Here is a 23,265-nt window from a genome sequence, read left to right as displayed (position 1 = left end):
GCCCCGCGCTGACGCCTGCGCGACGGCGCGCGTCTCACTTGCGGCTCTTGCCACCCCCGAACAGGCGCTCGATCTGCTGGCCGATGCGCGCGCCGATCGCGGTGCCGACGCCGGGCAGCACCGCCGTGCCGACCGCCGCGCCGGCCAGGGCGCCGCCGGTGAGCGACAGCTCGGGACTGTCGAGCGTGCCGCCGAGCTTGAGCGGCACGCCGACCACGCCGTCGATGATGTCCACCGCCACCTCGCCATCGAGGCGGCGGTTGAGGATGTGCGCGCTGCCCGTCGCGGTCAGCACGCCCGAGCGCGCCTTCATGTCGTGGTAGCGCAGTTCGATGCCGTCGTCGGTGGTCTGCGTGTCGAGCGTGCCGGTGAGCTGGTCGAGCGGCGTGCGGCCGCCGCGCGTGGTGCCGGCGCTCCTGACGGCGCGCGCCAGATCGAAGCGCGTGAGCGTGGCCGGACTGACGTCGAAGCGCGTGCGCGTGTGCAGGTTCTGCCACAGGGCGGGCACGGTGGCGCCGGTGGCATCGAAGGTGGTGTCGCCGCGCAGCGTGCCCGCGACCGGGGCGCCGCGCCCGAAGGTCTGCAGCAGCAGTTCGAGGTCGATCTGCCGCGGCTCCAACCGCCCCGTCAGGCTCATGCGGCCCTGGGGCGCCGTCTCCAGGCTGGCCGCGCCATTCCAGGTGCCGCCGGCCAGGTCGACCAGCACGCGCCAGCGGTCGCTCTGCGGGTCCTCGCGCTCGATGCGGGCCCGCGCGGGCGGCTCGACCTCGCGCCGGCGGATCTCGGCGGTGCGCGGCCGCCAGTGCGGGTCGAATTCGACTTCGCCGTCGTAGCGCAGGGCGATGCCCCGGCGGTCGATCCACGTCAGGTCGGTGACGCGGGCGCGCGGCACGGGCGTGTCGGCCACCCGCCAGGCCCCGGTCGCTTCCGACAGGCCGGCGCCGCCCTTGCCCCGGAAGGCCCGGGCCGAGGCGCGCGGCAGGGTGATGCCATCGGCCTCGACCGTCTCGAGGCGGATCTCGCGCGCGAACACCGCGCGCCATGGCATCACGGCCGAGGCGCGGCGCACGAGGATGGGTTCGTCCTGGACCGTGGCGAGGTCCTCCACCACGACATTCGGACGCGGCCAGAGCGACCAGTGCAGGCGGCCGATGCTCAGCCCGATGCCGGTGCGCTCGTCGAACTCCCGGATCACGCGCGCGGCGACCTCGTCGTCGCCCGGCAATGTCCAGACCACGACGCCCAGCGCGCCGCCGGCCGCGACCGCCAGCGTGAGCGCACCCAGGGCCAGTCGTCGTCGAACGGGTGATGTCATCCATACAGCTTAAGGGTTGGCGCCGGTCCCATGGGCACCTCGGCGACGCCGCCGGCCGCGGCGCTCGCTATAGTTTTGCGTCCGCCCCCTTCCCCCCTCAGGAGCCCGCATGGCCATCTGGCAAAAACCGATCTCGCTCGACCTGCTCGCCCAGGGCGCGCTGAACACCGCCATCTCGCGGCTGGGCATCGAATTCACCGAGATCGGCGACGATTTCCTGCGCGGTCGCGTGCCGGTCGACGAACGCACGGTCCAGCCCTATGGCCTGCTGCATGGCGGCGTGTCGGTGGTGCTGGCCGAGACGCTGGGCTCCAGCGGCGCCTACCATGCCGCGCCCGAGGGCCACCGCGCGGTCGGCCTGGACATCAACGCCAACCACCTGCGCGCGGCCACGGCCGGCTGGGTCACCGGCACCGCGCGGCCGGTGCATCGCGGGCGCACCACCCAGGTCTGGCAGATCGACATGACCAACGACGCCGGTGAACTCACCTGCGTCTCGCGCCTGACGGTGAGCATCCTGCTGCCCCGCAACATCAAGTGAACCGAGCCTCCGCCGCCCCGACATGACCTCCCTCTTCCAATGGCGCGAAGTCCGCGCGACCGCCGACGGCGCCGTCGTCGCCCCCGACGAACGCCTGCCCTGGCCGCAGACCGCCGTGATGGGCGTGCAGCACGTGATCGCCATGTTCGGCGCCACCGTGCTGGCGCCGATCCTGATGGGGTTCAACCCCAACATCGCCATCCTGATGAGCGGCATCGGCACGCTGATCTTCTTCTTCATCACCGGCGGGCGGGTCCCGAGCTACCTGGGGTCGAGCTTCGCCTTCATCGGCGTGGTGATCGCGGCGAGCGGCTATGCCGGCCCGGGGCCCAACGCCAACATCGCCGTCGCGCTCGGCGGCATCGTCGCCTGCGGCGCGCTCTACATCGCCATCGGCGCGCTGGTGCAGGCCGTGGGCACCGGCTGGATCGAGCGCTTCATGCCCCCGGTCGTGACCGGCGCGGTGGTGGCGGTGATCGGGCTGAACCTGGCGAACGTGCCGATCAAGAACATGGCCGCGGGCAACTTCGACGCCTGGATGCAGGCCATGACCTTCCTGTGCGTGGGGCTGGTGGCGGTGTTCGCGCGCGGGATGGTGCAGCGCCTGCTGATCCTGGTGGGCCTCGCCCTGGCGACGGCGGTCTATGCCGTGCTGACCAACGGCCTGGGCCTGGGCAAGCCGGTCGATCTCGCGGGCATCGCCAACGCCGCCTGGTTCGGCCTGCCGGCCTTCACGGCGCCGGTCTTCACCGGCAACGCCATGCTCCTGATCGCGCCGGTGGCCATCGTGCTGGTGGCCGAGAACCTGGGCCACCTGAAGGCCGTGACGGCCATGACCGGCCGCAACCTCGACCCGCTGATCGGCCGCGCCTTCATCGGCGATGGCGTGGCCACGGTGGTCAGCGGCATGGCCGGCGGCACCGGCGTGACCACCTATGCCGAGAACATCGGCGTCATGGCGGCCACGCGCATCTATTCGACGGCGGTGTTCGTGGTGGCGGCCGTGATCGCGCTGCTGCTGGGATTCAGTCCGAAATTCGGCGCGTTGATCCAGGCCATCCCATTGCCGGTGATGGGCGGCGTGAGCATCGTCGTCTTCGGCCTGATCGCGGTGGCCGGCGCCAAGATCTGGGTCGACAACCGGGTCGACTTCTCACAGAACCGCAACCTGATCGTCGCGGCCATCACCCTGATCATCGGAACCGGCGACTTCACGCTCAGATTCGGCCAATTCGCTCTGGGCGGCATCGGCACCGCCACCTTCGGCGCGCTGATCCTGTGGGCCTTGCTGGGCCGGACGAAGAACGCGTGATCTTGTCTACATGACTACTAAAGTTTAGATTTATTGGATTCGTATCCTCGCGGTGCCAGCCGCTCGACGTACAAGGCGCTATCGTCCGTCGGCCGGCGCCGTTAGACTTCTCCGCTTTTCGGACGAATTCATCCCATGGCCGATGCTTCCGCCGCGCGCACCAAGGCGGTTTTCGAATTCAAGAGCGCCACGCTGCCGCTGATCGCGGTGATTTTGAAGACGGCGGACCTCCCCCTGCTCGCTTCCGCACTGGAGGAACAACTGGCCGACTCGCCGGATTTCTTCGAACAGGAACCGGTCGTCATCGACCTGTCGCAACTGCCCGAGCACCTGGGCGGCGGACCGCCCGCCACCATCGATTTCCGCGCGCTGCGCGACCTGCTCGCGCGCTACCAGACCCAACCCATCGCCCTGCGCGGCGGCAGCGAGGCCCACAACGCCGCGGCGCGCGCCGCCGGCCTGTCGATCGCCACGATGCCCGTCGCCCCCGCTCCCGGCTCGCGCGCCCCGGCACCGGCGCCCGCCCCGGCCCCCGCGAGCGAGCCGGTGCAGATCGTGCGCGAGGTCCCGGTGCCCGGCAGCACCCTGGTCATCGACAAGCCGATGCGCTCCGGCCAGCAGGTGTACGCGCGCGGCGGCGACGTCATCGTGCTGGCGGTGGTGAACTTCGGCGCCGAGGTCATCGCCGACGGCAACGTCCACGTCTACGCGCCGCTGCGGGGCAAGGCCATCGCCGGCGCCCGGGGCGACACCAGCGCCCGCATCTTCACGACCTGCATGGAAGCCCAGCTCGTGGCCATCGCGGGCATCTACCGCACTTCCGAAGTCGACCTGCCCGCGCACCTGCAGGGCAAGGCGGTCCAGATCCATCTGGACGACAAGAAGCTCCTGATGGACGCCCTCCTCTGATGGCCCGTCCCAGAACAACCCAACAACCGAAAAAGCGTACAAGGAACAAATCGATGGCCAAGATAGTGGTGGTGACCTCGGGCAAGGGCGGCGTCGGCAAGACGACCACGAGCGCCAGCTTCTCGACAGGACTGGCGCTGGCCGGAAAGAAGACGGCGGTCATCGATTTCGACGTCGGTCTGCGCAACCTCGACCTGATCATGGGCTGCGAGCGCCGCGTGGTGTACGACCTCATCAACGTCATCCAGGGCGAGGCCAACCTCAGCCAGGCGCTGATCAAGGACAAGCAGTGCGACAACCTGTTCGTGCTGGCGGCCTCGCAGACGCGCGACAAGGACGCGCTCACGCAGGATGGTGTCGAGCGCGTGCTCAAGGAGCTGTCGGCCATGGACTTCGACTACATCGTGTGCGACTCGCCCGCCGGCATCGAGACCGGCGCCCTGATGGCGATGCACTTCGCCGACGAGGCGCTGATCGTCACCAACCCGGAGGTCTCCTCGGTGCGCGACTCCGATCGCATCCTGGGCATGCTCGGCAGCAAGACCAAGCGCGCCAAGGACGGCGGCGAGCCGATCAAGGAGCACCTGCTCATCACCCGCTACAACCCGCACCGCGTGGCCGGCGGCCAGATGCTGTCGCTGGAGGACATCCAGGACATCCTGCGCATCAAGCTCATCGGCGTCATCCCGGAATCCGAGACCGTGCTCAACGCCTCCAACCAGGGCGTGCCGGCCATCCACGACAAGGGCACCGACGTGTCCGAGGCCTACACCGACGTGGTGGCGCGGTTCCTGGGCGAGGATCGCCCGATGCGCTTCACGGAAGCCGAGAAGCCCGGCTTCTTCAAGCGCCTGTTCGGAGGCAAGTAAGCCATGTCCTTCCTCTCCTTCCTTCTGGGCGAAAAGAAAAAAACCGCCACGGTCGCCAAGGAGCGGCTGCAGATCATCCTCGCCCACGAACGCTCCGGCCTGAGCGGCACCAAGCGGCCCGACTACCTGCCCGATCTCCAGCGCGAGCTGATGGCGGTCATCTCCAAGTACGTCTCGATCAACCCCGAGGACATCAAGGTTCATCTGGAGCGGCAGGACGATCTCGAAGTGCTCGACATCAAGATCGAACTTCCCGAAAGCGTGCCCGCGCCCGCGCGCTGACCCTTTCCCCTGCTCGCGGCTCCAGGTCGCGCAATCCTTGGAGTGCATCGATGAGCGAGTCGAAATCGCTGGACCGGAACGTGACCGCCGCCCCCGTCCCGGGCGCCGAGGGCATCGGCAACGCCCTGTCGTCGGGCATCGTCACCACCCCCGACGAACTGCTGCGCGCCATCGCGCGCCAGGCGCGCATGCCCATGGTGCGCATCGGCGAGGCGCTGGTCTCGCTGGGCATGATCACGCCCGAGCAGCTGACCGAGGCGCTGTCGCGCCAGCAGCTCGACCGGCGCGTGCCGGTGGGCGAGCTGCTGGTCAACAGCGGCGCCGTCTCGCGCGCCGAGCTCCAGATCGCGCTGCGGCGCAAGATGGGCTATCCGCTGGTCGACGTCGATGCCTTCCAGCCCGAGCCCGAGGCCCTGCGCAAGCTCAGCTACACCACGGCGCAGCGGCTGGAGATCATGCCGCTGCTGGTGCACGAGGGCCGGCTGGTCATCGCCATGGACGATCCGTCCAACCGCCACAGCGCCATCGACGAGGCCGAGTTCAACGCGCAGATGAAGATCGTGCCGGTGCTGGCCCAGTGCCGCGACCTCAATCGCGCGCTGCACGCGGCCTACGACCGCATCGGCGCCCTGGCCGACAACCGCTTCGGCAACGCCACGCTGCAGCCGCTGGAGTTCGCGCCCAGCAACACCGAGGACCTGCTGCTCACGCTGGAGAAGGAAGGCACCAAGGACGGCGCCGACGAGGACGAGTCGATCGAGCAGTCGGACAACTCGCTGGTGCGCATGATCAACCGCATGATCATCGACGCCCACGAGAGCGGCGTCTCCGACATCCACATCGAGAGCTATCCGGGGCGCGAGAAGATCCGCATCCGCTTCCGCAAGGACGGCCAGCTGCGCAGCCACCTGGAGCTGCCGCCCAACTACCGCAACGCGCTGATCGCCCGCATCAAGATCATGTGCGACCTCGACATCAGCGAGAAGCGCAAGCCGCAGGACGGCAAGATCAACTTCGCCAAGTTCTCGCCGCAGCACAAGATCGAGCTGCGCGTGGCCACCATCCCCACCAACAACGGCCTGGAGGACGTGGTGATGCGGATCCTGGCCTCGGCCAAGCCCATCCCGCTGGAGAAGCTGGGCCTGTCGGTGAGCAACATGGAGCGCCTGAAGCGCGCGGTGGAGCGGCCCTACGGCATGGTGCTGTGCGTCGGTCCCACCGGCTCGGGCAAGACCACCACGCTGCACTCGGCGCTCAGCCACATCAACCAGCCCGAGCGCAAGATCTGGACCGCCGAGGACCCGGTGGAGATCACCCAGGCCGGCCTGCGCCAGGTGCAGATCAACCCGCGCATCGACTGGACCTTCGCCAAGGCGCTGCGGGCCTTCCTGCGGGCCGACCCGGACGTGATCATGGTCGGCGAGATCCGCGACGAGGAGACCGCCAAGACCGCCGTGGAGGCCTCGCTCACGGGCCACCTGGTGCTCTCCACGCTGCACACCAACAGCGCGCCGGAGACCGTGACCCGCCTGCTCGACATGGGCATGGACCCGTTCAACTTCGCCGACTCGCTGCTCGCCATCCTGGCGCAGCGCCTGGTGCGGCGGCTGTGCCCGCATTGCCGCACCAGCCGCCCCGCGACCCCGGAGGAAGTCGACGAGCTGCTGTCGGACTACCTGCATGCCTTCGGCGGCGAATCCACCGCCAGCGAGCGCGACGCCGTGCGCGCGTCCTGGACGCGCCGCCATGGCCGCGACGGCCAGATCCCCATGTATTCGAGCCCCGGCTGCGCGGAGTGCGAGGACTCCGGCTTCAAGGGCCGCGCCGGCCTGCACGAGCTGATGGTGATCTCGCGCGAACTGCGCCATCTCATCCAGACCGGCGCCCGCGCCGAGGCGCTCCAGGCCACCGCGCTGCGCCAGGGCATGCGCACCCTGCGCCAGGACGGCATCGACAAGGTGCTCGCCGGCGTGACCACCATCGACGAAGTCCGCGCCACCAGCAATGTGTAGCGACGATCGGTGCGTCTCGAATTTGCGAACAGTGGCGATATCACCTTTCAATTCGCGTGACTGATCAGTTAACCTTCACTCACAATTACGGCCTGTAAGTGCCATGTAAGTGTGTGTGCCGGGTGCATTTCGCCAAGGTAACTCCGAGGATCCGAGTTGAATCGCAACATGTTGAACGAGCGCCGCGCGGGACGCGGCAGGTGGATGCTTGCCGGATGCATGGCGGTGCTGTGGGGACTGCAGGGCTGCGCGGTGGTCACCGCGCCGGGCTTCGGCTATGCCGACGTGGGCGCGCGCACCAGCGTGCCGCTGGGCCAGTACGTGGCCGGCGACCCGGACAACCCGCCGCAGGGCGTGATCATCCCGATCACCAAGGAACTGGTCCAGGCGCAGCGCCTGTCGCGCCCGCGTGACGTCGCGCCGGAAGTCAAGGCCCTGTTCGGCACGCCCAAGCCCTACACCATCGGCCCGAGCGACGTCATCGGCATCGTGGTCTACGACAACCCCGACCTGCTGCCCGCCGCCTCCGCCGTCATCACCCAGCAGGTCGATCCGACCGGCATCAGTTCGGCGCCCGGCTTCATCGTCAGCGCGGGCGGCGAGGTGAGCTTTCCGTACATCGGCCGCGTTAAGGTCGCGGGCCTGACCGAGATCGAGGCCAGCGACCTCATCGAGCGCCGCCTCACCAAGTACATCCGCGAGCCACAGGTGTCGGTGCGCATCGTGTCGTTCCGCAGCCGCCGCGCCTATGTCGAGGGCGAGGTCCGCACGCCGGGCCTGCAACCCTTCACCGACGTGCCCATGACATTGCCCCAGGCGCTCAGCCGCGCCGGCGGCATCACCACCCTGGGTGACCGCGCGGTGGTGCACCTCACGCGCGGCGACGTCACCACGCGCATCGACCTCATCGCGCTGGAGGAGCTGGGCATCAACCCCAACCGCATCCTGCTGCAGAACGACGACATCGTCACCGTGCGCAGCCGCGAGGAGAACAAGGTCTACGTGATGGGCGAGGCCACGGTGCCGGCCGCGCTGACCATGAACAACGGCCGCCTCTCGCTCAACCAGGCGCTGGGCGAGGCGCGCGGCCCGGACCGCACGACCGGCAACACCGCGCAGATCTACGTCATCCGCAACAACGCCCAGGGCGACCCGGCGCTGTTCCACCTCGACGCCAACTCGCCCGCCGCGCTGGCGCTGGCCGACAACTTCGCCCTCAAGCCGCGCGACGTGGTCTACATCGACCCGGTGCCGCTGGTGCAGTGGAACCGCATCATCAGCCTCATCCTCCCCAGCGCCCAGGTGCTCTACACCGGCAGCCAGATCTCGACGCGATGAAATCCGTATTGGTCGTTTGCATCGGCAACATCTGCCGCAGTCCCATGGGCCAGGCCCTGCTCGCGGCGGCGGCGCCCGGCATCGAAGTGACCTCGGCGGGCACCGGCGCGCTGATCGGCCAGCAGGCCGACCCGATCGCGCGCGAGCTCATGACCGCGCGCGGGCTGGACATCGAGAGCCACATCGCGCGCCAGATCAACCAGGCCATGTGCCAGTCGGCCGATCTCATCCTGACCATGGACAACGAGCAGCGGCGCTACATCGAGGCGCGCTTTCCGTTCGCGCGCGGCCGGGTGTTCCGCCTGACCGAGACGCTCAAGCTCGACGTGCCCGACCCCTACCGCCGCGGGCAGGCCGCCTTCGACCACGCCTATCGCCTCATCGATGCCGGTGCCACCGCCTGGGCCGAGCGAATCAAGCAATTCAAATGACGCCCTCCGCCACCGCATCGACCCTGGCGCGCGCCGCCCAACCAGCCACGCCCGCCGCCTCCCATGGCGGGCGCGACGACGAGATCAACCTCGCCGAGTACATCGACATCCTGGTCGACCGCAAGTGGCTGGTGGCCGGCGTCACGGCGCTGGGCCTGGCATTGGGGGTGGCCTATGCGCTGCTGGCCACGCCCATCTATCAGTCGAACCTGCTGATCCAGGTCGAGGACACCGCGCCCGACGCCAAGGGCTTCCTGGGCGACGCCACCAGCCTGTTCGAGGTGAAGACGCCCGCCACCGGGGAGATCCAGATCCTGCGCTCGCGCATGGTGCTGGGCAACGCGGTGGACGCCACCCGGCTCTACATCGATGCCAAGCCGCGCTACCTGCCGATCGTGGGCGAATGGCTCGCGCGCCGCTCGCACGACCTCTCGACGCCCGGCTTCCTGGGCCTCGACGGCTACGTCACCGGCCGCGAGGACATCGAGGTCGAGCGCCTGAACGTGCCGCCCGAGCTCGAGGACGGCAAGCCCTTCACCGTCACCGCCCTGGGCGAGAACCGCTACCAGCTCGACCACGAGGACCTGCGCCAGCCGCTGACCGGCACCGTCGGGCAGCCGCTGGAATTCGCCGGCGATGCCGACACCGGCCCGATCAGCATGATGGTCTCGCAGCTGGACGGCCGTCCCGGCGCCCAATTCAGGGTGTCGCGCGCCTCGCGCCTGGCCACCATCGAAGACCTGCAGAAGCGCCTGCAGCTCGGCGAGCAGGGCAAGCAGTCGAACGTCATCACGGTCTCGCTGGAAGACAGCGACCGCGCGCGGCTCACGACCACCCTCAATGCCATCGGCGCCGCCTATGTGCGCCAGAACGTCGAGCGCAAGGCCGCCGAGGCCGAGAAGACCATCAGCTTCCTCGACAGCCAGCTGCCCGAGTTCAGGAAGCAGGTGGAGGCCTCGGAGGATCTGTACACGCGCTTTCGCAACAAGAACGGCACCATCGCCCTGGACGAGGAAGCCAAGGGCGTGCTGGGCCAGACGGTCGAGCTGCAGACCAAGCTGCTCGAAGCCCAGCAGGAACGCCGGGCGCTGGCCGCCAAGTTCACCGACATCAACCCCCGCGTGAAGATCGTCGACGGCCAGATCGCCGCCATCAACCGCGAGATCGGCGCGCTCAACAACCGCGTCAGCAAGCTGCCGACCATCGAGCAGGACGCCCTGCGGCTCGAACGCGACGTGCGCGTGAACAACGAGCTCTACAAGTCGCTGCTCAACAGCTCGCTGCAGCTGCGCCTGGTCAAGGAGGGCAAGGTCGGCAACGTGCGCCTGCTCGACCGCGCCGTGCCGTCGAAGATCCCGGTCAAGCCGCAGAAGCCGCTGGTGGCCGCGCTGGGCCTGGTGCTGGGCCTGCTGGCCGGCGTGGCGCTGGCCATCGTGCGCAGCCTGTTCATGGGCGGCATCCGCAACCCGCAGGAGATCGAGGCGCATACCGGCCTGAACGTGTATTCGGTGGTGCCCTTCACCCCGGAGCAGCTCGCCATCGAGCAGCGCATCAGCGCCAAGACGCCGGGCATGCAGCTGCTGGCCATCTCCAACCCGGAGAGCCCGCCGATCGAGAGCCTGCGCAGCCTGCGCATCGCGCTGCAGTTCGCGGCGCTGGAGTCCGGCAACAACCGCGTGATGATCACCGGCGCGACGCCGGGCGTGGGCAAGAGCTTCATCTCGGCCAACTTCGCCGCCATCATGGCCGTCGCCGGCAAGCGCGTGGTGCTGGTGGACGCCGACATGCGCAAGGGCCACATCCACCAGCAGTTCGGCACCCAGCGCGAGAACGGGTTGTCTGAACTGCTGGCCGGCATGATCGGCACCGACCAGGCCATCCGCCGCGGCCTGGTCCCCAACCTGGACCTCATCACCACCGGCAAGCTGCCGCTCAACGCGGCCGACATGATGATGTCGGAGACCTTCGCCAAGCTGCTCGACACCCTGTCGGCGCAGTACGACCTGGTGATCATCGACACGCCGCCGGTGCTGGTGGCCGCGGATGCCGCAGCCGCGAGCGTGCTCGCCGGCGTGGTGCTGCTGGTGGCGCGCGCCGACCAGACGCAACTGGGCGAACTCAACGAGAGCGCCAAGCGCCTCACGCAGGTCGGCAAACCCGCATCCGGCGTGATCTTCAACGCCATGGACATGACGCGGCGCCACTACGGCAGCTACAAGTACGGCGGCTACCGTTACACCGAATACAAATACAAGGCCTGAGTCAGCCGTTTCGACACGAATCCGAACAGGTGTAAATCCCCGGAAAAAGCAATTCCTCACTCCGCAACCTTCCTAGAATTTCCTAGGGTCTTCCGAACGAAGACGCGTTGCAGGGGAGAGGAAAAAAATGAAGATCCTGAAATCAGGATGCGGCTGCGCGCCGCTCGCGGTCGACCGTCTCAGGCGCCGTTTCTGGATGCGGCTGTTGCTGCCGCGCCATCGGGCCTACCGATGCCGGCATTGCGAACGAGGGTTCCTGGCTTCGAAAAGCATCATCGAGGCCTCGCTGGCCGCGCAGCGCGAGGAGCGCTTTCTCGAACTACAGCGGCTGTTCATCACGATGGCTTCTCCGCCCTGAGGCGAGCGGCGACAAGCACCACACCCGGCAGGCTGGGCCCTTTCTTCCTCTCCCTTGATGATGGAAAGGCCTGGAAGCAGGGAAAACCACACATACGATTTAGCACTTAAGTATTCATGAGAACTACACTTCCGTGAGTTGTGGATGGAGGTCATCCGCGCCAGGAGTGGGCATGAAGATTTTGAAAGCGGGCTGCGGTTGCACGCCCATGGTGCTGGACCGCATGGAACGACGATCGTGGATGAAGCTGCTGGCGGGCTATCGCGCCTATCGCTGCCAGACGTGCCAGCAAGGCTTCCTGGCCTCCAAGCAGGTCATCGACAGCCTGGGCGTCCTGCAGAAGAAGGAATACTTTCCCGTCGCCGGCCAGACCGAGTTCAGCCGCTGAGGAAGCGGCGACCGTGACCGACGGAGAGTCGCCTCACGGTGGCCAACCCACCGCACAAGACCGCGCTTCCCGGAGTCAGATCGGCACGATGCCGTCGTTCACGTGATTGGCGGAGTGGTCGTCCGTCAGGGCCAGGCCTTGACGCCCGGCCATGCGGAACGCGGGTCGGAGGGCGGCACGCCTGGCTTTCTCCAGATGCACCCAGTCGACCACCTCGGCGTGCGGCTGATAGCCCGGAAGCATGAACTGGAGCACCTGCTTGACGCGGGGCACGTCGTTGAGGTCCAGCGCGGCTTCGAGCTGCTCGAACATGCGCCCCAGCTCCGCCCATGACGGGCAGTCCTCGTGCGCCTTCATCACGCGGGGGTGCGGCGTCGGCTCCGCGTTGTCGCCGATCAGCAGTTCCTCGTAGAGCTTCTCGCCCGGACGCAGGCCCGTGATGTGAAGGGCGATGTCGCCATCGGGACGATCGGCATCGCGCACCGTGCGGCCCGACAGCTCGATGAGCCGCCGCGCCAGGTCGATGATGCGCACCGGCTGGCCCATGTCGAGCACAAAGACGTCGCCACCGCGCGCCATGGCGCCGGCCTGGATCACCAGCTGGGCCGCCTCGGGGATGGTCATGAAATAGCGCGTGATGTCGGCATGCGTGAGCGTGATGGGCCCGCCCGCCTCGATCTGCTTGCGGAACAGCGGCACCACCGATCCGCTCGACCCCAGCACGTTGCCGAAACGGACCATCGAAAAGCGCGTGCCCGACGCGCGCTGCGCCAGTCCCTGCAATGCCAGCTCGGCCGCGCGCTTGCTGGCGCCCATGATGTTGGTCGGCCGCACGGCCTTGTCGGTGCTCACCAGCACGAACTGGCGCACCTTGCATTCCAAGGCGATGCGCGCCGTCGTCAGCGTGCCCAGCGCGTTGTTGCGCACGCCCTCGACCGGGTTGTGCTCGACCATGGGCACGTGCTTGTAGGCCGCCGCGTGATAGACCGTGTCGGGCCGCCACGTGCTCATGATCTCGCGCATGCGCTCGGCGTCGCGGACCGAAGCCAGCAGGGGCAGCAGACGCACGCCGGTACCGGCCTTCTCCAGTTCCTGGTGGATGGCGTAGAGCGCGTACTCGCTCAGTTCCACCAGCAGCAGGGTGGCCGGCTGCTGGCGCACGATCTGGCGGCACAGCTCGCTGCCGATGGAGCCACCGGCACCGGTCACCAGCACCACCTGGCCACGGATGTGGCGGCCGAGCAGTTCGGCATCGGGCGCCACGGGATCGCGACCGAGCAGGTCCTCGATGTCCACCTCGTGCAGGTCCTGCATGCGAACGCGGCCGTGCATGAGGTCGGCCATGTCGGGCAGCGTGCGCACGTGCAGGCCCAGCGGCAGCAGCTCGTTGAGGATCTGCGCCCGGCGCACGTGGCTGCTCGACGGCATGGCCAGCAACACATCGGTGATGCCCATCGACGTCGCATGCGCCCGGAGCCACGACAGCGAACGGATGTTGATACCACGCAGGCTGCTGCCCTGAAGTTGCACGGCATCGTCGACGAAGGCGCGCAAGGCCATGTCGGGGTTGTGCACGAGCGCGGCGGCGAGCTGCCGGCCGGCCGAACCGGCTCCATAGATCACCACCTGCGAGCGCGCCTTGCGCCGCACCAGGCTCAAGTAGAGGCCGCCCAGCCAGTAGCGGGCCGCCAGCCGAGAAAGGCCGACCGTAAGGAACAGCAGCATCGGCACCAGCAGTCCCAGGCTGCGCGGCACCGAATCCAGGCCCATGACGCCGAAGACCAGCATGTAGATCAGCATGAAGACGCCGCAGGCGCGCGTCAGCGACAACAGGGCGGCCGAATCCGTGTACCGGAAGATTGCGCGGTACTGGCCCGTGAAGACGAAGAGGGGCAATGCCAGGGCGACGGCGAACACCACCGCGAACCACTGCTCGTCGTGAATGGGTGTCCATGTCTCGTAGCGCAGGCTCAATGCCAGCCACACGCAGAGCCAGCACAACAACGCGTCAACCGTCAAGGCCAATGATCGCTTTAACGGACGCGGCAAGCCCACGAGACTCTCGGCAAGTCGATTAATCAACGAAACAACCTTCAGCTTTCGTTCAGAACCGACATTGTCAGCGGAATGTGAAGCAACACTTCTTTTCAGGTGTTGCTTTCGAGGCCAATAACTACATTTTTAGTTTCGTGAAATTTTAGATAGTCATTTAGTTTTATAAATCGCCTGAACGGGGGATGAGCAAGAGGCTGATCTGTGCCAGGAGCCAGCCCATCCCCAGACCGATGCCATCGGCCAGAAGATCGGCCCATTCGGCGGAGCGATCCGGCGTAAGCGACTGCAACACCTCGATCAGGCCGCCATACGCCAGCAACGCGGCCATCACGGCCCACGTGCGGCCCGGCCAGCCGCGAGTCCCCAGCAACCCCAATGTGCCGAAGCCGAGCATGTGATTGCCCTTGTCCCAGCCGGTGGATGGGAGATGGGGCGAAGGTGGAAGCACGCTGAGGACCAGGATGCCCAGCATGGCCAGGGCGAGCAGGATGCGCCAGGCCCGCAGACTCACGACAGCCCGTCTGGCAACGGACGTACCGGCCTTGGGCGACTTCACGTCGCCGCCGCTGTCTCTCTGGCCGTGGCCGCGGCGAAGACCCGCGTGATCGCGGTGCAGGTCTTGTCGATCTCCGCATCGGTCAAGGTCGGGTGGACGAGGAACATCACACTGGTCTCGCCCAGTTCGCGCGCCACCGGCAGACGCTCGGCCGGCCGCCAGCCGGTGCCGTCGAACGCCTTCTCCAAGTAGACCTCGGAGCACGAACCCTGGAAGCACGGCACGCCCGATGCGGCGATCTCGTTGACGATGCGGTCGCGGTCCCAGCCCGGCGCCAGCCGATCGCGGTCGATATAGACATAGGCCTTGTAGTGGGCATGCACGCTGCCCTCGGGCAATGCCGGCACGCGGGCGACGGCATGCGCGCGTGCCGCGCCAAGAATGGCTTGGGCATGCCGGGTGCGGCGAGCCGTCCATTCGGCCATGCGCGGAAGCTGCAGGCGACCGATGACCGATTGCATCTCCAGCATCCGCCAGTTGGTGCCAAAGCTCTCGTGCAGCCAGCGGAAGCCCGGCGGATGCGAGCGCTCGTAGACAGCCTCGTAGCTCTTGCCGTGATCCTTGTATTCCCACATCGCGCGCCAGAGTGCCGGGTCGTTGGTGGTGACCATGCCGCCCTCGCCTCCGGTCGTCATGATCTTGTCCTGGCAGAACGACCAGGCGCCGACGTGCCCGATGGACCCGACCGAGCGCCCCTTGTAGCGTGCGCCGTGCGCTTGCGCGCAATCCTCGATGACCTTGAAGCTGTGCTGGTCGGCCAGCGCCATGATCGGATCCATGTCGCAGGGCCAGCCGGCGAGGTGCACGGCGATGACCGCCCGCGTGCGCGGCGTGATCACCCGCTCGATAGTGGCGGCCGACACGTTGCCGCTGTCAGTGTCGACATCCGCGAAGACCGGCGTCGCGCCCGCGCTGACCACGCACGACACGCTGGCGATGAAGGTACGCGGCGTAACGATCACCTCGTCGCCCGGGCCGATGCCCAGCGCCTTGAGCGCCACGTCCAGCGCCAGCGTGCCATTGCCGAGTGCCACAGAGTGGGCGGTGCCCGCCCACGCGGCAAATTCTTTTTCGAACTCACGGCCCTCAGTGCCAGTCCAGTAGTTGACCTTGTTCGACAGCAGCACGCGATGCACGGCGTCGGCTTCTTCGGTGGTGAAGCTGGGCCAAGAAGAAAAAGAGGTATTTAACATTATTTAAAGAAAACGGAATTAGCCCAATCGTCTTGCTGGAGCCGTATAAACGGTCATTCCGGCACGAACAGACCTGACAACAGTGCATCCTGCGCCAACCACAGCCTTGTCACCAATCGAAATTCGGGGAAGCAACTTGGCACCTGTGCCAAAAAAAACACCCTCGCCGATCTCGACTTGACCTGTGACATCGACATGTGCGCTCAACGTTGAAAATGAACCGATCCTCGAATCATGACCAACACTTGACATGGTGTTTACTGTAACGAAATCACCAAGTTTAGAATTAACTGAAATCAATGAAAATGGACAAATAATCACGCCACTCCCCAAGCTTGCGGAATCAGCAACGATTGCCGTACGGTGGATCAGCGACACAAAAACAGCATTCTTCTCTTTCAGTGCATTTGCGATTTTTTGCTTTGCAGCAGGCCCGCCAACACTCAACAGAAACAAGTCGCCATGCTGCGGAACATAATCTAATATCGCACCCAGCCAAGGAATATCGATATTGAAATCAGAAAGAGCATTTGGATTATCATCCAAAAACCCCGAAACAGGAGAAGGCCCGATTTCTGGAAATGAATTTTTTGCCCACTCCAATACTTCGCGTCCGAAGCCGCCAGCCCCAACCAGAATTAATTTACTATTCATATACCTAAGCTGAATATCCGCCATCAACAACAAGGCAGGTCCCAGTAACCCATTTTGAGGCGTCAGATAAAAGAAAAATAACTGCTTGGGCGATATCTGAAGTGATTCCAATGCCAAGCGGATGAGAATTTACATATTCCATTTCAGCATCTGAACCACTTTTATCAACGATTCGTTGATGCATCGGTGTATTAACAGCTCCTGCAGCAACCGAATTCACTCTGATCCGCCGTTCAGAAAATTCTTCTACAAGAGCACGAACCATCCCATCGACTGCGGCTTTTGCCGACGAATAAGCTGCCAATCCTCGTTGCCCTCTGAGCGCTGCCACCGAAGACATATAAATTAGAGACCCGCCATCCAAGAGAACGCTTTTTCGAAAAGCAGCTCGCGCGATGCCAAAAGCCGGATAAAGACTCGAAGATAGGACAGATTCAATCTGCGCTTGCTTAACCATTCTGATCGGCCTGATCATCTCGATACCGGCAGAATGAAAAATTCCATCGAATGGGCCATGCTCATTCGCAAGTTCTTCCATCCATGCTGCAGTGGAATCAGCATCATTTAAATCGAAGCAGCTAATTGCATGCTTCTGCGGCTCCTTTAATTGCTCGATCAATTTGCTTAGACGGCCCTCGTCGCGACCACTTGCTACTACGCGACCTCCGCACTCACTGATCATCTTTGCAGACGCAAAACCCAATCCCGAAGACGCACCAGTTATCAAAAACGACTTTCCCAATAAACAGGAATTGGAGAATGTATTCATAACTCGATTGAATCCACAAAATTCAACTTATCGGTTTTCAAAGATGCTCCACCCCAAGAATAGCCCACCCCAAAACCCAGCAATGCGATCTGCAACGGCTTATTCATCAGAGACTCTTTCAAAAGAGTTGTCATTAATAGAGGAATCGAAGCGCAGCTTGTGTTGCCGTAATCGCTAATGTTTGTAAGAACTTTATCAGAAGGAATTTTCGATTTTTTTGCCAAATGATTCAACATAAATAGATTTGCCTGATGGAACAGAAAAGCGTCATATTCTTCTACCGATTTTTTTGCACTCTGCAGCAAGGCATTAACCAAAGGCGGTACAGACTTAAGAGTAAAGTTGAATATCTCTCCACCGTCCATGTACAAACAACTCAAATTTCGGCCTACAAGTCGTCCATCCTTTTTTCCGTCGGTATATCGCGCCGCCCCGTTGGGGATAAGTAAGTTAGACGCACCCTTGCCATCCGTACCCAATATAAAAAAGATTTCAGACGAATCAGATGCGGTGCTCTCTAAAGCTGTGACACTTCCTGCGTCACCGAATAACATTGCCGTTGATCTATCAGAGGGATCAACCACCTTGCTGATGGTGTCTCCAACCGCTAATAACACTCTTTTGACTGAACCTGTTTGAATGAGCGTAGAAGCAAGCCATAAAGCATATGGATAAGCAGAACAACCAAGATTGACGTCAAAAGCAATTACACCTCTACTCAAACCAAGTTTCTCTTGCATAACACATGCACTAGCAGGCAAGCGATAGTCTGGAGTTTGAGAAACAAATATCAGCGCATCCACAGAATCCGGATCCCACTCCAAATTTTTTAGCAAGTGCGATCCTGCACTCATGCACAAATCTAGTGTTGTTTGGTCTTCTTCAACCCAACGCCTAGATTGCACGCCTGTCATCTTTGAAATTGCTTGTATTTCATTAGCTTCAAATCTATTATCGAAATAACTATTTTCTATTTTCTTGGTGGGCACACAAGAAACAACGCCGGCGATTCGTGCACCGCGTGTCTTTGAAATTTTGCCTGCGGACGAATCGCTTCTGTTCATTACTACTCCTTTTTGGATTTTTCAATCAAATTAAGCACATCCGATACCTTTTCGCATTTCTTTAAGTCGTCTCCACTGAGTATCACACCATAGCAATCATCAACAAGCGCAATGGTTGAGACAACAGCCAAAGAATCCCACAAATCAGAAAACATGAAGTCTGGCTGAATTTTATCAACATCAACTTCGAGAATTTCCGCCAGTCCTTCGTTGAATTCATTCATTTGAATCTCCTAGATCAATGGTTAACAAACAAGCTGCCCAAGAGTAGCCTACGCCAAAACCCACAAGCATAAGTTTTTTAGGGGCATTTAAAAGATGCCGTCTTCTCATTCGAATCAAAGCATGCGGTATGGATGAAGACACGGTGTTTCCGATATCTTCCATTAAAATAGGAAGCTTGTCCGGCTCCACTTTGATTTTTTTACGTAACGCATTAAGCATGAATTTATTTGCCTGATGCAAGACAAAGTAATCGATTTCACTTTTCTCAACGTTTGAAAGTGTCAAAAGTTTGGCCACAGCCACGGGTACTTCCGCCAAAGAGAATGACATGACGGCAGAGCCATCCATGTAAAGGCTTTCCAAAGTCCGCGTGTTGTTCGAGTCGTCAGTTTTTTCAATGCTGGTTTGAGCGCTTTTTGGCGTTCTAAAACCTCCAGCTTCAACGATGAGATTTTTCCCGCCAGCTCCATCTGTTCCAAATACAAATGGGCCTATCGCCGGCGCTTGCAATTCTTTGTCAAGACCAAGTAGGGTTGCAGCAGCGCCGTCGCCAAAAAGGGTACGCACACTCTTGTCGCCGTGATGAATGTATTTTGAATAAGTGTCTGCGGTAAGCAAAAGGACACAGCTCGCAGCCTGTGTTTCTAGCAAGCCTTTTGCAACCGCGAGTCCATATACGTATCCAGAGCAGCCTAAATTTATATCGATAGCGCCTGCAGTTTTTTTTATACCAAGTCTATTTTGCAACAGACAAGCAGAAGTTGGCAGCAGATAGTCTGATGCCTGAGTTACCAAGATTATGAAATCTACATCGTCAGATGAATACCTACCTTTTGCAAAAAGGTTTTTTGCAGCTTCGCAGGCAAGATCCGCGGCAGTTTCGTCTGGTTTTGCGATATGCCGAACTCTAATACCTGTTTTTTCGATTATTTTATCTGCTGGCCATTCCGGATATATCTGGGCCAAAGAATCGTTTGTTAAAGTTTCATGCGGCAGATACTCTTCGACATCGAGGATTATTGCGCTCATCAGATTTCCTTTTTTGAGCCTTTAAAAGCGGCCATTGTTGCTTCGCCCGCTGCGCTAATGCCATCTCGCACAAAGACTTTCTTTACTGTGAAAAATAAGATTTTGAGATCAAGGAACAACGATTGGTGATCGACGTACCAGACATCGAGCTTGAATTTCTCCTGCCAGCTGAGCGCGTTGCGCCCATTCACCTGCGCCCAGCCAGTGATGCCCGGGCGCACTTCATGGCGCCTCGCTTCTTCGGCCGAGTACAGCGGCAGGTATTCGACCAGCAGGGGCCGAGGGCCGACAAAGCTCATGTCGCCCTTCAACACGTTCCAGATCTCAGGCAACTCATCGAGACTGCTTGCCCGCAGGAAGCGGCCGAACCGCGTCAGACGCTGGGCGTCTGGAAGCAATGCCCCATCGGCCCCACGTTCGTTGGTCATGGTGCGAAACTTAATCATCTCGAAACTGCGCCCACCGAGGCCTGGACGCGCCTGGCGGAACAACACCGGATTGCCCAGCTTGCGTCGGATGAGGATCGCCAACACCGCCAGAGGCACCGCGAAGATCAGCAGGCTGACGACCGCCAAGACCACATCAGAAGCACGTTTGATCATTGGATGGCCATCTCTCTCAACATCGCTTCGTTGACCTTGTGGACGTCGTATTTCTCCTCGGCCAACACGCGCGAGCGTTGGCCCATGCGGGCAGCCAGTCCTGGCTCGACGACGAACTTCCACATCGCTCGTTCCAACTCCGATGCCGATTTCACCGGCACGAGAAAACCGTTGTCGGCTTCAGAGACAGTCTGCCGGCAGCCTGGTGCATCCGTCGTGACGATGGGGCGACCCATGGCCATGGCTTCCAGCACGGTGCGCGGCGTGCCCTCGCGATACGAGGGCAATACATACACGCTGCTAGCTGCAATCGCCGGCCGCACATCCGACAGCCGACCCAGATACTCGATACAGCCTTCCGCGATCCAGCCATCGAGTTCTTCCTGCTTGACGGCGTCAGGGTTGGAATCGATCCAACCGACCATCTGAAACCGCAGGCCTGGAGCACGCCGCCGCATGGCGCGTGCCGCCTCAACATATTCACGTACACCCTTGTCGCCCAGCAGGCGGGCGATCAAAAGGAATACTGGCGGGCCTTCAGGCAACGGTGCGACCCTGAAATCCTCCAGCTTCACTCCAGAGCCATTGACCACACAGGTCCGCCCGTATGGGGGCACGATGCGACGTTCTACGAACAATCGTCGGTCGTCATCGTTCTGGAAGAAGACCACTGTTGCTCGCTTCAACGCAAGCGAATAAAGGGTTTGAGCGATCGACTGCAACAGGCGTCGTTCAGCGCCACCCTGGAATGCATATCCCAACCCCGTAATCAGTGCGAAACGGCGTGGCACGCGTGCCAACCACGCCGCCAGCATGCCGTAGATCACCGGCTTGACGGTGTAACCCAAAACGTAGTCTGGCTTGATCCGTGCCATCATGCTGAGCAACTGAGCCAACGTCCGCAGATCGGCAAACAGGCTGGTACCGGTCCTCTGCATGTCGATCTCGTGCACCACCAGCCCTGCTGCTTCCAGCGCAGGTCGACACGGATTGCCCTTCGCAAGCCCGGTCACCGAAGGAATAGCTACGTGGACATCCATGCCCTGCTTCTGCAGCGCCTCGATTAGGGCACCGCGAAAATTCAGCACCGACTCAGCCAGTCCAGCAATGAGCAAGAATTTCATGCCACCACCGCCCCGACGTTCTCGTCCAGCCAAATCTGGAACATCAGCACACACCACAGTTGATGCTGCCAATTCTTGCGTCCGCTCAGATGCTCTGTCCATTTGCGGCGCACAGCCGCGACATCGAAGTAACCGTCCCTCTTCAGCCGGCTCTCACTGAGCAGCGGTTCAGCCCACGCGCGCAAGGGACCGCACAGCCAGCTACCGATGGGAATGCCAAAACCTTGCTTGGGTCGTTCGATGAGCTTGCGAGGCACCTTCTTGAACAGCATCTCGCGGACGATCCATTTGGTCGTCAGTGCATTGTTCTCGTACCGAATCTTGTATTCCAGCGGCAATTGCCATGCGAACTCGACCATGCGATGGTCAAGGAAAGGTACTCGTGTTTCCAGGCCGACGCTCATGGCCGCGCGGTCCACCTTAGTCAGGATGTCGTCAGGCAAGTAAGTCAGCGAATCCAAAGCCATCATGCGTTCAACGTCGCCCAGACCCCGGAGCGCGGGCCGTCGGCCGGTTAGCAAGGATGGCTGTTCCTGCCCACCCAACACCACTTCGGCCGGATCGCTCCATTGCGATACCAAGCCCAAATACAGGTCTTGTGCCGACGAAGCGCCCATTACACGGGCACCCTTGTGAATCTTGCCGCCTAAGTCCGGCCAACGACCTAAGCCTGGCACGCTTGATGCAATTTGGTCAATTCGATGAGGCGGCAGTTGCAAGAGTAGATGAGCCAACGCGCGTCGCAGAGGCACTGGGACGGCAGACAGCTTATTCCATAGACGAGCCGTCAACTGATAGCGGTTGTAGCCCCCGAACACCCCATCGCCTGCATCGCCTGAAAGCGACACCGTAACGTCACGCCGGGCCAGCCGACTCACCAAGTAGGTGGGAATCTGGGATGAATCCGCAAAGGGTTCACAATAGATTTGCGGCAGAAGCTTGATCGTGCTGATCGCCTCTGAGGGCGTCACATACAGCTCGGTGTGGTCCGTGCCGAGGTGCTGCGAGACTGCCTTCGCATATTCTGCTTCGTTATAAGTAGCGTCGTCGAAGCCAATCGAAAAAGTCTTGATGCGGCGCGTGCTTTGAGCTTGCATCAGCGCGACGATCATGGAGGAGTCGACTCCTCCGGAAAGAAAAGCCCCTAATGGCACATCCGAAGCCATCTGCTGGCGTACTGCACGGGCAGCGATGACTTCCAACTGCTGCAGTGCATCCGCCGCGCTGCCCTTGAATCGATTGGCAACCCCATTCTCGGCCGCTTGCGCCATCGACCAGTAAGACTCGATGACAGGCTCCGTTGCCGCATCCGACAAAGTGAGCAACGTTCCCGGAAGCAACTTGAAAACATCTTGATAGATCGTGCGACTGCCGCCGACGTTGCCGTGACGCATGAACATGCACAGTGAATCCCGGTCGACTTTGCCCTCAAAACCACGATACGCGGTCAGACTCTTTAATTCCGACCCGAACAGAAGAACTGCAGAGGCACCTGTGCCAAGCCGTCCGTAGTAAATCGGTTTCTCACCAAATCGATCGCGGCCGAGCGTGAGGACACGCAACTTGCGGTCCCAAATAGCAAATGCAAACATACCGACAGCACGCCGAACGGTCTCAACTATGCCCCATACTTCAAAACTATTGAGCAAAGTTTCTGTGTCGGAGTGGCCGCGCCACGCAATGCAACGCACAGTAATGTCGGGCTCCTCGCGCAACTCCAAATGGTTATAGATCTCACCGTTGAAAGCTAGTACGTAACGTCCGCTGAACGAAACCATGGGCTGAGAGCCGGCGTCAGATAGCTCGACTATCGCGAGTCTTCGATGTCCAAACGCGACAGCTACGTTGCCATCGATCCACTGCCCTGCCGCGTCCGGACCCCGATGTTCAATCGCGTTGCTCATTCGAGCAAGTTGCGCCGCCATGTCTTCAGACGAAGACGGAGCTCCAAAAAAACCAGCCAAGCCACACATAAATT

At 62.3% G+C, this 23,265-nt stretch carries 23 protein-coding genes; 11 read left to right on the top strand and 12 right to left on the bottom strand.

The window, feature by feature from the left end:
* Window positions 1-34 precede the first annotated feature (34 nt).
* Window positions 35-1,315, bottom strand: coding sequence for an AsmA family protein (locus AC1MLT_RS12840; RefSeq protein ID WP_481032589.1), 1,281 nt, complete (start codon window positions 1,313-1,315; stop codon window positions 35-37).
* Window positions 1,316-1,424: 109 nt separating this feature from the next.
* Between AC1MLT_RS12840 and AC1MLT_RS12835 the strand changes: the two genes are divergently transcribed.
* From AC1MLT_RS12835 to AC1MLT_RS12785, 11 genes are all read left to right on the top strand, one after another.
* Window positions 1,425-1,856 (top strand): hotdog fold thioesterase, encoded by a 432-nt coding sequence (locus AC1MLT_RS12835; protein WP_481032588.1) that lies wholly within the window; start codon window positions 1,425-1,427, stop codon window positions 1,854-1,856.
* Between the two features lie 22 nt (window positions 1,857-1,878).
* Window positions 1,879-3,168: a solute carrier family 23 protein gene (locus AC1MLT_RS12830; protein WP_481032587.1), complete on the top strand. Its 1,290-nt coding sequence runs from the start codon at window positions 1,879-1,881 to the stop codon at window positions 3,166-3,168.
* A 135-nt stretch (window positions 3,169-3,303) separates the two neighbouring features.
* On the top strand, window positions 3,304-4,077 hold the full coding sequence (minC, locus tag AC1MLT_RS12825) for a septum site-determining protein MinC (protein ID WP_481032586.1): 774 nt from the start codon (window positions 3,304-3,306) through the stop codon (window positions 4,075-4,077).
* Between the two features lie 53 nt (window positions 4,078-4,130).
* Window positions 4,131-4,946, top strand: a complete 816-nt coding sequence (gene minD, locus AC1MLT_RS12820) for a septum site-determining protein MinD (protein ID WP_481032585.1) — start codon at window positions 4,131-4,133, stop codon at window positions 4,944-4,946.
* A 3-nt stretch (window positions 4,947-4,949) separates the two neighbouring features.
* Window positions 4,950-5,228 carry a cell division topological specificity factor MinE gene (gene minE, locus AC1MLT_RS12815; RefSeq protein ID WP_481032584.1) on the top strand — a complete coding sequence of 93 codons (279 nt, stop codon included), beginning with the start codon at window positions 4,950-4,952 and terminating at the stop codon, window positions 5,226-5,228.
* A 125-nt stretch (window positions 5,229-5,353) separates the two neighbouring features.
* Complete coding sequence (locus tag AC1MLT_RS12810) at window positions 5,354-7,240, top strand: GspE/PulE family protein (RefSeq protein ID WP_481035010.1); 1,887 nt, start codon at window positions 5,354-5,356, stop codon at window positions 7,238-7,240.
* Between the two features lie 204 nt (window positions 7,241-7,444).
* Window positions 7,445-8,578 (top strand): polysaccharide biosynthesis/export family protein, encoded by a 1,134-nt coding sequence (locus AC1MLT_RS12805; protein WP_481032583.1) that lies wholly within the window; start codon window positions 7,445-7,447, stop codon window positions 8,576-8,578.
* The gene (locus AC1MLT_RS12800; RefSeq protein ID WP_481032582.1) at window positions 8,575-9,009 is read left to right on the top strand and encodes a low molecular weight protein-tyrosine-phosphatase; all 435 of its coding nucleotides are present in this window, start codon (window positions 8,575-8,577) and stop codon (window positions 9,007-9,009) included. Before AC1MLT_RS12805 ends, AC1MLT_RS12800 begins: the two co-directional genes overlap by 4 nt.
* Window positions 9,006-11,270: a polysaccharide biosynthesis tyrosine autokinase gene (locus tag AC1MLT_RS12795; protein WP_481032581.1), complete on the top strand. Its 2,265-nt coding sequence runs from the start codon at window positions 9,006-9,008 to the stop codon at window positions 11,268-11,270. The genes AC1MLT_RS12800 and AC1MLT_RS12795 overlap by 4 nt, the downstream gene beginning before the upstream one ends.
* 127 nt (window positions 11,271-11,397) lie before the next feature.
* Window positions 11,398-11,628, top strand: a complete 231-nt coding sequence (locus AC1MLT_RS12790) for a hypothetical protein (RefSeq protein WP_481032580.1) — start codon at window positions 11,398-11,400, stop codon at window positions 11,626-11,628.
* Between the two features lie 172 nt (window positions 11,629-11,800).
* Entirely contained in the window at window positions 11,801-12,016 is a 216-nt protein-coding gene (locus AC1MLT_RS12785; RefSeq protein ID WP_296315536.1) for a hypothetical protein, read from the top strand.
* Window positions 12,017-12,091: 75 nt separating this feature from the next.
* Here the strand turns inward: AC1MLT_RS12785 and AC1MLT_RS12780 are convergent, their stop codons facing one another.
* From AC1MLT_RS12780 to asnB, 11 genes are all read right to left on the bottom strand, one after another.
* Window positions 12,092-14,098, bottom strand: a complete 2,007-nt coding sequence (locus AC1MLT_RS12780; protein ID WP_481032579.1) for a polysaccharide biosynthesis protein — start codon at window positions 14,096-14,098, stop codon at window positions 12,092-12,094.
* 133 nt (window positions 14,099-14,231) lie between these two features.
* Window positions 14,232-14,543 (bottom strand): VanZ family protein, encoded by a 312-nt coding sequence (locus AC1MLT_RS12775; protein ID WP_481032578.1) that lies wholly within the window; start codon window positions 14,541-14,543, stop codon window positions 14,232-14,234.
* An 80-nt stretch (window positions 14,544-14,623) separates the two neighbouring features.
* On the bottom strand, window positions 14,624-15,820 hold the full coding sequence (locus AC1MLT_RS12770) for a DegT/DnrJ/EryC1/StrS family aminotransferase (protein WP_481032577.1): 1,197 nt from the start codon (window positions 15,818-15,820) through the stop codon (window positions 14,624-14,626).
* A gap of 18 nt (window positions 15,821-15,838) precedes the next feature.
* Window positions 15,839-16,474, bottom strand: a complete 636-nt coding sequence (locus tag AC1MLT_RS12765) for an acetyltransferase (RefSeq protein ID WP_481032576.1) — start codon at window positions 16,472-16,474, stop codon at window positions 15,839-15,841.
* Window positions 16,475-16,478: 4 nt separating this feature from the next.
* Window positions 16,479-17,243, bottom strand: a complete 765-nt coding sequence (locus AC1MLT_RS12760) for an SDR family NAD(P)-dependent oxidoreductase (protein WP_481032575.1) — start codon at window positions 17,241-17,243, stop codon at window positions 16,479-16,481.
* The gene (locus AC1MLT_RS12755) at window positions 17,240-18,307 is read right to left on the bottom strand and encodes a ketoacyl-ACP synthase III (protein ID WP_481032574.1); all 1,068 of its coding nucleotides are present in this window, start codon (window positions 18,305-18,307) and stop codon (window positions 17,240-17,242) included. Before AC1MLT_RS12755 ends, AC1MLT_RS12760 begins: the two co-directional genes overlap by 4 nt.
* 2 nt (window positions 18,308-18,309) lie before the next feature.
* Window positions 18,310-18,531: an acyl carrier protein gene (locus AC1MLT_RS12750; RefSeq protein ID WP_481032573.1), complete on the bottom strand. Its 222-nt coding sequence runs from the start codon at window positions 18,529-18,531 to the stop codon at window positions 18,310-18,312.
* On the bottom strand, window positions 18,524-19,561 hold the full coding sequence (locus tag AC1MLT_RS12745) for a ketoacyl-ACP synthase III (protein WP_481032572.1): 1,038 nt from the start codon (window positions 19,559-19,561) through the stop codon (window positions 18,524-18,526). Before AC1MLT_RS12745 ends, AC1MLT_RS12750 begins: the two co-directional genes overlap by 8 nt.
* Entirely contained in the window at window positions 19,561-20,163 is a 603-nt protein-coding gene (locus tag AC1MLT_RS12740) for a sugar transferase (protein WP_481032571.1), read from the bottom strand. The genes AC1MLT_RS12745 and AC1MLT_RS12740 overlap by 1 nt, the downstream gene beginning before the upstream one ends.
* Window positions 20,160-21,287, bottom strand: coding sequence for a glycosyltransferase family 4 protein (locus AC1MLT_RS12735; RefSeq protein WP_481032570.1), 1,128 nt, complete (start codon window positions 21,285-21,287; stop codon window positions 20,160-20,162). Before AC1MLT_RS12735 ends, AC1MLT_RS12740 begins: the two co-directional genes overlap by 4 nt.
* The gene (gene asnB / locus AC1MLT_RS12730; protein ID WP_481035008.1) at window positions 21,284-23,260 is read right to left on the bottom strand and encodes an asparagine synthase (glutamine-hydrolyzing); all 1,977 of its coding nucleotides are present in this window, start codon (window positions 23,258-23,260) and stop codon (window positions 21,284-21,286) included. The genes AC1MLT_RS12735 and asnB overlap by 4 nt, the downstream gene beginning before the upstream one ends.
* Window positions 23,261-23,265 lie beyond the last annotated feature (5 nt).

Source organism: Variovorax sp. PEI5, assembly GCF_056679935.1.
This window is presented reverse-complemented; position numbering and strand designations above follow the sequence as displayed.